The organism is Protofrankia sp. Cas3 (assembly GCF_963555955.1).
Taxonomy (GTDB): Bacteria; Actinomycetota; Actinomycetes; order Frankiales; family Frankiaceae; genus Protofrankia.
Map to the genome: position 1 here is coordinate 1 of NZ_CAUVXP010000036.1, position 12,476 is coordinate 12,476.

Consider the following 12,476-nt stretch of genomic DNA (forward strand, 5'->3'; position numbering starts at 1 on the left):
GCAGGTGCGAGCCGCCATCGGCGGAGAGGTCCGCTCCGGTGCCCGTACTCGGGTGACCGCCCAGATGGCTGTCGTCGGGATGGGCACCCACGTGACCGCTCGACAGCGCGCCAATGCTCGACGTGCCCGGTCCGGCGAGCAGACCGTGCACATCGGACGGGTCGAGGAGGTTGAGGTGCGCGTGGTACTCCGCCCCGTCGGTCACCCCGTCACCGTCGGTGTCTGCGTTATCGGGTGAGCTGCCGAGGATGCGTTCCAGAGCGTCGGTGAGGCCGTCGCTGTCGCTGTCGCTGTCGGTGTCAGTGCGGGTTGTGGCGGTGGAAGCGGTGCCGATCGCGCCGTCGAGCCGGCCGGTGTGGGCCGTGTCCGGATCGCTCGGGTTCGTTCCCAGCGCCAGCTCGATGGAATCCGGTACGCCGTCGGAGTCGGTGTCCGCGGACAACGGGTTGGTGTGCAGGTGCAGTATTTCGTAGGCATCTGACAGGCCGTCATCGTCGGAGTCGGTCCGGGTGGGGTTCGTCCCGAGGTGCCGTTCGAGTGCATCGGTGAGGCCGTCGGCATCGGTGTCGGTCCCGTCGGCCGCCGCCACTGAGCCTGCCGCGTCGGGTCTGGACGGTGTGTCGCTGCCCGGCACTGCGGAGATGGCGGGTATCAGCGCCGCGCGGGTCATCCAGCGTCCGGCGTCGTTGAACACCCCCACGCCGTCGCGGGGGTTGCGCGCCTCAATGGTGCGACCGTCCCCCAGACTGATCGCGACATGTGCTGTGGCCGGTTCCCCGCTGCCGCGGCCCGCGTCGTCGGAGAACTGGAACAGCAGTGCGCCGGGGGTATGCAGCGCCTGCTCGACGGAGATCTCCATGCCTTCGCCGCGCAGGCTTGCATACTGCGCCCACGCGCCGTCGGGGATGTCGTGGCCGGCCTGGTGAGCAGCCCACTGCGTCAGCTCGGAGCAGTCGAACGTGGTCGGGTCGGGGTCGTCGAGGTTCGCCTCGGCGCCGAAGACATAGTGGTCGCCGGTCTGGCGGAGCGCCGCGTCCAGGAACCGGCGGGTCGTGTCGGAGCCCGCTGTGGTTTCGCCGTTCACATGCGCGTGGCCGCCGGCATCCGCGGGTCCGTGCGTGACACCGGGACCGTCGCCGGCGGCGAGCGGGTGGCCGTAGCCCGGGGTCCCCGTCCACGAGCCCAGGCCGGAACCGTCGCCGGCTTCGACCGACGCGTGCTGGGCGTGCGTCTTGAAGTCGAGGTATCTGGCGTTCGCGCCGTGGTGGGTCGACGTCCAGGGTGAGACGTCCCGGCCCTGCCGCGACACCTCATAGGCGAGCTGGGCGTTGATCTTCGGGTCGTACAGGTCGCGGTCCCGCCACTGTGGATGGGCGTTGAGGTTGATCTGCCACAGCCCGCGGGAGTCCTCACCGTGGGAGTTGTGGGAACTGCTGTTGCCGCCGGACTCCGCCAACGCGACGGCGGTCATCGTCGTCGCCTGGTCGGGAGAGAACCCCGCGTCCCGGGCGAAGCCGTAGATCTGCGTCGGATTGTAGATCGCCACGGCATCGACGGTACGCGCGTGGTGACGATTGTGGAACAGCCTGATGTACCGGCAATCCGTGCCGGCACGCGTGCCCGATGAGGCAGCCGGAGGGCGCGGTTGGCTCCTTGTCCTGACGTCCGCGGTGAGAGACGGTGACGGAGATGATCCATGACGTTGACGCGACACTGGCCGCGTTGCTGACCGCGGAGGCCCTGCCCGCAGGCGAGGCCGAAGTGGTCTTCGACGCGCCGACCCGGGACTGGGCGAGCCGCCTCAACGGCCCGTGCGTGGACGTCTTCCTCTACGACATCCGTGAGGACGTCGGGCGCCGGGAGATCGCGGCCGAGCCGGTCCGCAACACCGAGGGGCGTGTTGTCGCCCGCCGGCCGCCGCCACGGCGGTTCCGGCTGTCCTACCTGCTCACCGCGTGGACCCGGCGCCCCGAGGACGAACACCGGCTGCTGTCCCAGCTGCTGGGCGCGCTGCTGCGCCACGACCGGGTACCCACCGGCCATCTGCGCGGCCAGCTGTCCGCCCAGCCGCTGCCCGTACTGTTGCAGCTTGCCCTGCCGCCCGGCGCAGACCGGGGCATCGCCGACGTCTGGAACGCCCTCGGCGGCGAGCTGAAACCATCCCTCGATCTCGTGGTGGTGGCACCGTTCGACCCGGCGCCGGTGGTCCCAATCGGCCCGCCGGTGTTGGAGGAGCCGTACCTGGATGTCCGCCGTTCCCCGGTGGATCCGCGTGCGCAACGGGCCCCCGACGCGGCCGATCCAGCTGGGCTTCCAGCTGCGGGCGTCCGTTCGCCTGGCACGGGTAACGGCAGGGCCGCTCGGATCGCGGAGCTGTAGGCGGTGCTGTCCCCATCCCGATCCCCGTCCCTGGCTGATCTGATCGGACGGCTGGCCGTCGTCGAGGAGCGGGTGCGCGCCGCGGTAGCGGCTCGGCGCGCGGTGGACCCCGAACCGGACGATGCGTTTCGCGGTCTTTACCTGAGCGACGAGCAGGCCGACCGTCTGCTCGAGCCCGGATATCCGGGACGGCTACCAGCGTCGTCCAACGAGGGGATGTCGCCGGCGGACGCCGACGGCGCGCGTGCCGACCGGCTGGCATGCGGTGCGGCCCAGGCGACGGCCGAAGGGGAGGAACTGCGGTTGCCAACGCTTGCCCGCCGATGTGGGCTGACCGGCCTGGACGTTGACATCCTGTTGATCGCCCTCGCTCCGGACCTTGACCCCCGGTTCGAGAAGCTCTACGGCTACCTACACGACGACGTGAGCCGGCGGCGGGCCAGCCCGGGTCTGGCGCTGGAACTGTGTGGGCGTTCGCCGCTGGACGCCGCCGCGCGGGTGCGCTGCGGGCCGAATGGAGTGCTGGCGGCTACCGGGCTGCTCGTCGTCGAGGACGCCGACCGTCCCTTCCTGACCCGGTCGCTGCGGGTGCCCGACCGGGTGGCGGCGTATCTGCTGGGTGACGACAGGCCCGAACCCGGGCTTGGCGCCGTACTCGTCGACCCGCCCGATGTGGGCGGCGCCATCGTCGACAGACTGGCCCGCGCGCTCACAGCCGGGGTGTCCCTGACCTACCTGCGCCAGCTCCCGGGAGGCGATGCGCTCACGGTCGCCGCGTCGGCCTGCCGCCGGGCGGGGCTGGCGGTGCTCGCGGCCCAGCTCGGCGCCGTCTCGACCACCACCGACGGATCCGACCCGTCGGTCCTGGTCGAGGCGGTCCGGGAGGCCAGGTTGCGCGGCGCCGTGCTGGTCGCCGGGCCCCTCGACGCCCAGTCCGCCGCCGCGGTGGCCGGCCTGGTCACGTCCGTTCAAGGCACGTCAAAGTTCTCGCCGCAGATCGTGCTGTTCGGACGCGGCGGGTGGGAGCCGGAAACGCCCGGCCCCGCACCTCTGAGCTGCGACGTTGAACCGCTGCCAGCCGCTGAACAGGCGGCGCTGTGGTCGGCCGAGCTGGGCGGGTCAACCCAGGCCGGCGAGCTGGCCGCGTTCCGGCTCACCCCCCGGCAGGTACGCCGAACGGTTGCCGCGGCCCGTGCCCTGGCCGCCGCAGGCACCGGCCGCGAGATCAGCCGCGAGATCGGCCGCGAAATCGGCATTGACATCAGAACCGAGCATCTCGCGGCCGCGGCCCGGGCGCAGAACGCCACCGGTCTGGAACGGCTCGCGCGCCGGGTACAGCCATCGGTGACCTGGGACGACCTCGTGCTGCCCGCGCGGACGGGCATCGCGCTGCGTCACCTCGCGGGCCGCTCCGCCCATCGTGGCACCGTGCTCGACGACTGGGGTCTGCGCCGTGGGGGCGGCCGTGGGGAAGGCGTGACCTCGCTGTTCGTCGGGGAGTCCGGCACCGGCAAGACCATGGCGGCGGAGGTCGTCGCCGGCTCGCTGGGCGTCGACCTGTACGTCATCGACCTGTCGGTGGTCGTCGACAAGTACATCGGGGAGACCGAGAAGAACCTGGAAAGGATCTTCGTCGGCGCCGAGGGGCTCAACGCCGTGCTGTTCTTCGACGAGGCCGACGCCCTGTTCGGCAAGCGCTCGGAGGTGTCCGACGCCCGGGACCGCTATGCCAACGTCGAGGTCGCCTACCTGCTGCAGCGGATGGAATCCTTCGACGGAACGGCCATCCTGGCCACGAATCTGGCGGCCAACCTGGACGAGGCGTTCCGGCGACGGCTGTCCGTGGTCGTCGAGTTCACCCGGCCGGAGGAGACCGAACGCCGTGAACTGTGGCGGCGGATGCTGCGCTGCGTCCCGCTGGCCGACGACGTCGACCTGGACTTCTGCGGGCGGGCGTTCACACTGGCCGGCGGGGACATCCGCAACGCGGTCGTCACCGCCGCCTACCTCGGGGCGGCGAACGGCCGGGTGGTCGACATGCGTGACCTGGTGACGGCGATCAGCCTGGAGTACCGCAAACTCGGCCGTCTCTGTCTCCCCGACGAGTTCAGCCCCTACGCGGACGTCCTGCACGCGCGTGATTAGCGTGGACCCTGCTTCTGCGAGAGCCCGTTTTGAATCTTGATTTCGGCTACTCTCCGTTTTGTCGGGCTGTCCAGCGGGGTGCGGTTCGTCGGCGGGTGACGCGGCGGAGCATGGTGCGGATCATTGCCCAGTGGATGAACGTCTCGGAGATGGCGGGCTTTCTTTCGTGGTCGCGGGCGAGGCGGCGGTGAGCGGTTATCCATGCGAGGGTGCGTTCGGCGACCCGTCGTTTCGGCGGGACCTCGAAGCGGTGCTGTCCCGGCCGTTTCCGGACGATCTCCACGGTGGTTTTCGTGATGTCGTGGGCCCAGGCGACGAACCGTCCGGCGAAGCCGCCGTCGGCGAACACCACGTGGGCTCGCCGGTGGGCGAGGTAGTGATCGGCCGGGATCCTCCGGCCGCCGGCACGGTCCTGGACATTGGCGGGAACGACGAGGACGCAGAGCAGGAGCCCGAGGGTATCGGTGATGATGAACCGCTTGCGGCCGTCTTTCGATACCGGCGGCAGGAGCGGCTCCACCACCGCACATTCCGCATCCGTCAGGTCCGAGGGGAGCCATGAGCACGTGCCATGACCTGCCTCTACCAGACCCACCGCCACCGAAACCCAGCACCGCCAGACCACGCTCCGCACACATCAACAAGATCTAAAACAGGCACTTAACGATGTGAATCTGATGCTCCTACCACAACACCAGATTCACATCGTTCTCAAAGAGCGCCCGGCAACGGTACCGCGAGGATAGCGCCCGAGAACAGGCGCCGAGGCGCTGGGTGCCTGCCCTAATGGGCACCCACAGGAGGGGAGTTCAGGTGTCGATCAGGTAGCAGAGAATTCCCGCGGGTACCGCCCAAGGCCCGCTCTCCTCTCGGGTGTCCAGGACGTTGCGGGTAACCAATAGTCCGTCGTACCCGGACGCGCTGATGGTGGCGGTCGCACCTCGCCAGGCGCCCCCCTCGACGTACTTGCTCTCCACCGCTGTGCCGGCCAGTTGCTCGGCGACGAAGTCGATCTCATGACGGGACGAGGTACGCAGGTGGAACAGAAACAGGTCCTCGGCCCATCCGACACCGCGGGCATGGGCACAGCGCTGCAGGGCCAGGCCGGTCTGCATCTCAGCGAGCACGGTGAGGTCGATGTCGGATCGGGCGGGGTTGCGCAGGTGAGCCAGCCGCGCAACCAGTGGATCGATTGCGTACAGTTTGTCCTGGGCGCGTTCCCGGGCCGTCCAGGCACGTTCTGCCTTCTGCGGGCAGTGCCAGATCAGGTAGGCGTCGCCGAGATAGCGGACGTGGCGAGCTACCACGTCGTGTTTGAGATCCAGGTCGGCACCGATCCTGCTCATGTTGGCGGGAGCCGCCATCGACCGCATGAGTCGTTCCACCAGGGCGGCGGTGCCGGTCTGGCTGAGCTGGGACGCCGAGAAAGCATCCCGGAACACGACGTTGAAGACGTCGTCGATGAACCACGCTGGCACCGGTTCACCGGCGCGGGCCGCGGCCACGGCAATCGGGAATCCGCCGTACATCAGATAGGTCTCCCAGACGAGCACCAGATCGTCCAGCCACGGCAACAGATCGGCGTATGTTCTACGGGCCGCCTCTCCCCGCAGGTGGGCGAGGTCGACAGCGGGGATGTCCGGCAGGTGGGGTCGCAGCAGCCGCGCGAAGCTCCGGAACCCCAGCGGCAGCAGGGTGCGGTCGCCATGCTCGATGCGTCCGCGTCGGCCGGCGAGCACGCCTGCGGACGCGGTCAGGCCCGCCGCGTTCGACCCGGTCAACACCACGGTGGCCACCGCGAACTCGGGGTCGTTGTCCCGCAACCACTTGATCTGCGCCGCCCAGTCACCGGTCGTCCCGGTGATCTCATCGAACAGCCACCACCGTGCCGTGCCAATCGGTACCGGTGGCAGCGCGGTGTTCTGGACGACCGTCCGCAGGTCCTCCGCCGACCACACGTCCGCCGCGATCCGCACGATCGCCTGCGGTGGCGTCCCGCGTCTGACCAGATCGACGATGGTCTGCTTCACGGCCACCGTCTTGCCCACTCGGCGAGGTCCCCGCAGCAGGTAGAGACCCCCGTCGACCAGCCCGTCCAGACATGGTGACCGGTACCCGAGGCCGGTGTCGCGCACGGCGCGTAGGTCCGGATCCGTCGCTGCCCACTCGACGGTCCGCCACCACGGATTCGTGCGGGCCAGCTCCTGGGCAACCTGCCCGATCTTCGTGCCCATACGGCCACTCTACATTCCTCCGCGTCACACCCTGAGGAAATGCCAATTCTTCAGGGTGCCACGCGGAGGAATGTAGACGCTGCTTCGGTGACCTGGTCTCCGAGCGCCATTCCCCGGTTCAGGAGTCCATACCCGCCGGCACATCGCCGATGATCGTGATGTCGAGCCCACCGACCAGCTCGGGATCGGACAGCAGGTCGATCGCGACGATCTTCCCGGCGATGATCGTGAAGTCGAACACGACCCGCGGTGTTCCGCGCGGAGCCCACACGGCGCCCATGGCTCCGTCGATGAGAGCCGGTTGTGCGGCTCGGGCGCGCCCTGAGAACGTGTCGACCACGGCCGCCGCTCCGTGGACCTCCTCGGCCAGGGCTGGCGCACCCGCGGCCCGCCTGGCCGCGGCGGCCTGCACGGCGGCCGGGTCGGCGCGGAGCACGACGTCCGGGTCGAGAAGTGCGAGCAGCGCGTCGAATCGATGCTTTCTGGAATTCAGGCGTGCTGCCTCAAAAGTTTTCCCGACGAGCGAGGAAGTAAAAATCTCCCAGGCTGCCGCTGGTTCTCATCGCTGACTGTGAACGTGGAGGTGATGATCGGCGTTTGTTTGTTGTTAGGTACGGTTTTTGGCCGGATAGGTGTACCTGACGACAAACTTGCGTCGATCTTGCCGGTGGACGGTACCCGCTGATGCGGGTTATCGGCTGTTCAGGACGGCGTGGAGGTCCGCAGGTCGGCTGCCTCTGCCGCAGTGATCATCCGCTTGTCGTAGGTGATGAGGTGGTGGAGGCTGTCGCCGGCGAGGAGTGCGGTGGCCAGATGGATGGCGTCCAGTGGGCGGGGAACCGTTGGGGGTACGGTGCGCGCGTGGTCGAGGACTGTCGCCGTCACCGAGACGGCGGGGATGGTGCTGTCGCCGATCTCGATATGGTCCGACCGGCGGATGGCACGGGCTGCGACGTCCGCCGCGCCGATCGCGGTCAGAGCCCGCGTGGCCTCGACGGTGGTCAGCGCAGACGTGAGAAGATCGTGGTCGGGGTGTGCATCGAGATGCTTGACCAGCGCGTCCGTTTCTGTCTCACGGCGGAGGAGCTTGATGACCGCACTGGTATCCAGGTAGGTCATTAACGTTCGTCTTCGCGCATGTCGAGCAGAACGTCTGTGGCGGTCCTGCCCGCCGGGACCGACGGTAGGTCTCGTGCGGCGCTCGCCACGGCCGTGGCGTAGCCCGCCGGGGGCGGTGCAGGGATGAGGCCGTCCCGTACCCAGCGGGCGAGCAGGCGCTGGGTACGGGCGATAGGAATGATCTCTGCGATCGGTTCCCCGTCACGCGTCACCATCAGCCGCTCGCCGTGCTCGACGCGGTCGAGCACGCTCGCCGCGCGGTGACTGAGATCGCGAGCGTTGATCGACGCCTGCCCGGCTGTCATGTCAGACATGGTTGGTTTCCGTCAGGCGCAGTGTCAAGCGCCTATTGGCTGGGGTAGTCCATGATCGTGATCATGATCGGGCGTTGCTCGATACAGCCGATGAGCGCATGATGCGCTGTCACGGTGTGCATCTGTTGCTGGCGGTGATGATCGGCGTTTGTTTGTCGTTAGGTACGGTTTTTGGCCGGATGGGCGTACCGGACGACAAACTCGTGCCGATCGTGTCGACCGGCGCCCGTGGAAACCGATGCCAGTGGAAGACGGATACCGGTGGAAATGGCTTGGCCTGCCCGATACGTTCTCAGTGTAGATGGTCCTGCCAGTCGGCGGGCGGCTGACCGGGCGCTCGATCGAGGAATCCCGGGTGCACAGGGAGGACTGCGGTGGGGGACTGGGGTGTGCTGGGGTTGGAGGGTGATCCAACTCCGGGTGATCCGGATGCGGTGCGGGAGATGGCCGTCCGGTTGCGAGGCCAGGCTGAGCTCGCCGAACACAACACCGCGCGGTTGCGGGCGATCGCGGGCAGTGGTGGCGAGCTGGCGATGGCCGGTGATTACGCGCCGGCGTTCACCGAGGCGTTGGTGGAGTTACCTGACGGGTTGGCCAAGCTGGCTCGTGCCTATCGGGGTTGTGGGGATGCGCTGTTCGGTTATGCGAACGGTCTGACCGAGGCGAAGATCCGGGCGGGGGGTGCGTTGCGTCAGGGCTTGGACGCTGATGATCGTTATCGGGTGGCGTTGGGTGAGGTGCGGGCGTTGCTTCCGCCGGAGCGGGAGTGGCTGTTGTGGCCGCGGGCGGAGCTGTCCGACGGTTCGATTGGTGTGGCGACGGCGATGTGGGATGCGGCGGCGGTGGCCGGGCAGGTGCGGGTGGCGGCGGGTCGGGGGCAGGTGGCGGGTGCGGATCGGGCGCGGGCCCGGCGGTTGGCGTTGGAGGCGGCGGAGTTGCGGGGGGAGGCGGCCCGTACCTGCGCGCAGGGGATTGAGACCGCGCTCGCGGACAGTGGGATCAAGAACAGGCCGTGGTATGCGAAGGCGTGGGATGCGGTGTCGGCGCCGTTTCGGTCCTGGGACAGTTTTGTGGATCTGTGCCGGGATGTGGCGCTGGTCGCCGGGGTGGTCGCGTTGTTTGTGTCGGGGCCGATCGGGTTGGCGTTGGTGGCGATCGCGCTGGTGGCGGGTGCGGCGGTGTTCGCGGACACGCTGGCGAAGTACGCGCAGGGTAAGGCCTCGTTGGGGCAGCTCGGTTTGGATGCGTTGGGTCTGATTCCGGGTGGGCGCGGTGTCGTCAGTGTCGCGCGGCTGGGCCGTGTCGCGGTCGGGTTGGGCCGGGGGGTGGCCCGCGGGGAGGGCGTGAAGCTTGTTGGTGCCGGGTTGCGCAATTTTGGCGGCGCGGCGTTGCGTCAGGTACGCACGGCGACCGCCTACGGTCTGGGGGCGGCCGGCCGGGTCCGGGAGACGCTCCAGGCTGGGTACCAGTTCACCAAGACCACCGCGTCCCGGGTGTTGAAGGTCGACCCGGTGGACATGGCGAGCGGGCAGATGATTCTCACCCAGGTCGACGTGGAGCTCCCCGGCCTACTCACCTGGGCGTTGCAGCGGACCCACATGTCGTCGTATCGGGCCGGGCGCTGGTTCGGCCCGTCGTGGAGTTCGACGCTGGACCACCGCCTGGAGATCGACGACGAGGGCGTGTGCTACGCCGCGTCGGACGGGGTGCTGTTCGCCTACCCCCACCCCGTACCCGGTGCGACCGTGTGGCCGGCGGAGGGCCCACGGCTGCCGTTGACCCGTGACACCGCCGGTGCCTATACGGTGACCGACCCGGCAACCGGGCATGTTTTCCACTTTGCGGTGCCGGCTGCTGGTGCCCGGGAGGTGGCCCTGCCGCTCGCCGCGATCGCTGATCGTAACGGCCATCGGATCGAGTTGGGTTACGACGCCGACGACGGGACGCTCGCCGAGATCACCCATTCGGGTGGGTACCGGCTGGTGGTGGACACCCGGCAGGGGCTGATCACAGCGATCCGGTTGCGGGGGCGGGCGGGGGAGCCCGACATCGAGGTCGTCCGCTATGGCTATGACGGGAGTGGCCGGCTTACCGAGGTGGTGAACTCCTCGGGTCGGCCGTTGCGCTTCGGCTACGACACCGCCGGGCGGATGATCGGCTGGGTGGATCGTAACGGCACCGAGTACAGCTACAGCTACGACGAGGCCGGTCGGGTGGTGCGGACCGTGGGTTCGGCGGGCTGCCTGGATGGGACGATCGTCTACGATACGGATCGTCACGTGACGGTGCTGACGGACTCGCTGGGCCATACCACCGAGTACCACTTCACTGCGACGATGCAGCTGCGGCGGCAGGTCGATCCGCTTGGCGGTGTCACCGTCTACGAGTGGGATCGGTATGACCGCAAGCTGGCTGAGACCGACCCGTTGGGCCGCACGGTGCGGTATCGCTACGACGGTGACGGCAACCTGACGGAGGTCATCCGGCCGGATGGCAGCCGGGTGACGGCGGCATGGAATGCGCTGCGACTACCGGTGACGATCATTGAGCCGGACGGTGCCCGGTGGGAACGCTCTTACGATGACCGTGGGAATCTGACCGCCGTGGTCGACCCGGTCGGGGCGCGGACCGGGTTCGCCTATGACGACCGCGGGCGGCTGACGGCTGTCACCGATGCGCTCGGCCAGATTCGGCGGGTGGCGAGCGATGCCGCCGGCCTGCCCGTCACGGTGACCGATCCCCTTGGCGCGGTCACCGGCTATGAGCGGGACGGGTTCGGCCGGGTGGTCGCGGTGACCGATCCGGTGGGCGGGGTGACCCGGTACGGGTGGACGGTCGAGGGCAGACCCGCCTCCCGGACCCGGCCGGACGGGGCGGTCGAGCGGTGGGCCTACGACGGGGAGGGCAACCTTGTCGAGCATGTGGACGCGGCCGGTGGGGTGACCCGCACCGAGGTGACACATTTTGATCTGCCGGCGGTGCGGACCGGCCCGGACGGGGCGCGCCTGGCGTTCGCCTATGACACCGAACTGCGGCTGGTCGCGGTGACGAATCCCCACGGCCTGGTGTGGCGGTATGACTACGACCCGGCCGGCAATCTGGTGCGGGAGACCGATTTCAACGGCCGGGTTCTGGCCTACGTCCATGACGCTGCCGGGCAGGTCGTGGAACGTGTCAATGGTGCGGGGGAGAGCGTGCGGTTCACCCGCGACCTGCTCGGGAACGTGGTCGAGACACGATCCGTGGACGGTGTGACGACGTTTGCCTACGACGCCGTCGGCCGGGTTGTGCGCGCTACCAACTCCGATGCGGACTGTGTGTTCGAGCGGGATCCTCTTGGCCGGGTGTTGGCGGAGACCTGTAACGGCCGGACGGTGTCCTCGACGTTCGACGTGCTGGGTCGGCGGGTGCGGCGGGTGACGCCGTCCGGGGCGGCGAGTGTCTGGGCATATGACCCGAACGACCTCCCGACCTCTCTGGAGACCGCCGGTCGAACCCTGCGCTTCGCCCACGACGAGGCGGGCCGGGAGGTCGCGCGCAGCCTGGATACCGGGGTGGTGCTGGCGCAGGTGTGGGATGCCAACCACCAGCTGCTGTCGCAGACCGTGACCGCCCGGCAGGCGCGGGTGGTGCAGCGCCGGGACTACTCCTACAGCCCGGATGGCTATGTCAGCGAGATCGATGACATGCTCGCCGGCCTGCGCCGATTCGACCTCGACCCGGCGCGGCGGGTCACCGCGGTCCACGGGGCCGGCTGGTCCGAGCGGTACGGCTACGACGCGGCGGGTAACGTCACCGACGCGTCCTGGCCGGTGCCCGCCCCGTCCCCACCCGCCCAGCCGAACGGCCGGGACGGGGGGGACCATGCGGCGCAGGGCGGTCGGGAGTACGCCGGTACGCTGATCCGCCGGGCCGGCCGGGTCCGCTACGAGCACGACGGGCAGGGCCGGGTGACGCTGCGCCAGCAGAAGCGGCTGTCGGGGAAGCCGCGGGCCTGGCGCTACAGCTGGGACGCCGACGATCGGCTGACCGGCGTCACCACGCCGGACGGCCGGCGCTGGCGGTACCGGTACGACCCGTTCGGTCGGCGGATCGCCAAGCAGCACCTCGCCGGCGATGGCACCGGCGACGACGGCGGGGTGGTCGAACAGGTTGACTTCGCCTGGGACGGCGTCGTCCTCGCCGAACAGCACCACCACACCACTGCCACCGGCGGCGATCCGGCACCCAGCGTCACCACCTGGGACTGGGAGCCCGGCGGCTTCCGGCCGTTCACCCAGTCCGA

General features: G+C 69.2%; 8 protein-coding genes and 1 pseudogene. 3 read left to right on the forward strand and 6 right to left on the reverse strand.

The genetic code is table 11. The annotated features are described in order from the left end of the window. Positions 1 to 1,546, reverse strand: a 1,546-nt coding sequence (locus U9983_RS09425; protein ID WP_322753635.1) for an NlpC/P60 family protein, incomplete at its 3' end; no start/stop codon positions are given. 143 nt (positions 1,547 to 1,689) lie between these two features. Here U9983_RS09425 and U9983_RS09430 point away from each other — a divergent pair. Then, complete coding sequence (locus U9983_RS09430; protein ID WP_322753636.1) at positions 1,690 to 2,379, forward strand: DUF4255 domain-containing protein; 690 nt, start codon at positions 1,690 to 1,692, stop codon at positions 2,377 to 2,379. Between the two features lie 3 nt (positions 2,380 to 2,382). After that, positions 2,383 to 4,524: an ATP-binding protein gene (locus U9983_RS09435; RefSeq protein ID WP_322753637.1), complete on the forward strand. Its 2,142-nt coding sequence runs from the start codon at positions 2,383 to 2,385 to the stop codon at positions 4,522 to 4,524. Between the two features lie 148 nt (positions 4,525 to 4,672). Here the strand turns inward: U9983_RS09435 and U9983_RS09440 are convergent. From U9983_RS09440 to U9983_RS09460, 5 genes and pseudogenes are all read right to left on the reverse strand, one after another. Further along, a pseudogene (locus U9983_RS09440) lies at positions 4,673 to 5,014 on the reverse strand (transposase); the annotation flags it as partial. Positions 5,015 to 5,333: 319 nt separating this feature from the next. Next, positions 5,334 to 6,758: an ATP-binding protein gene (locus tag U9983_RS09445; RefSeq protein WP_322753638.1), complete on the reverse strand. Its 1,425-nt coding sequence runs from the start codon at positions 6,756 to 6,758 to the stop codon at positions 5,334 to 5,336. Positions 6,759 to 6,876: 118 nt separating this feature from the next. Beyond that, positions 6,877 to 7,194, reverse strand: coding sequence for a hypothetical protein (locus tag U9983_RS09450; protein WP_322753639.1), 318 nt, complete (start codon positions 7,192 to 7,194; stop codon positions 6,877 to 6,879). A 266-nt stretch (positions 7,195 to 7,460) separates the two neighbouring features. Then, the gene (locus tag U9983_RS09455) at positions 7,461 to 7,877 is read right to left on the reverse strand and encodes a type II toxin-antitoxin system VapC family toxin (protein WP_322753640.1); all 417 of its coding nucleotides are present in this window, start codon (positions 7,875 to 7,877) and stop codon (positions 7,461 to 7,463) included. Further along, positions 7,877 to 8,191, reverse strand: coding sequence for a type II toxin-antitoxin system prevent-host-death family antitoxin (locus U9983_RS09460; protein WP_322753641.1), 315 nt, complete (start codon positions 8,189 to 8,191; stop codon positions 7,877 to 7,879). The genes U9983_RS09455 and U9983_RS09460 overlap by 1 nt, the downstream gene beginning before the upstream one ends. A gap of 374 nt (positions 8,192 to 8,565) precedes the next feature. Between U9983_RS09460 and U9983_RS09465 the strand changes: the two genes are divergently transcribed. Then, positions 8,566 to 12,476 (forward strand): DUF6531 domain-containing protein (locus tag U9983_RS09465; RefSeq protein ID WP_322753642.1); only part of this gene is annotated, 3,911 nt, incomplete at its 3' end.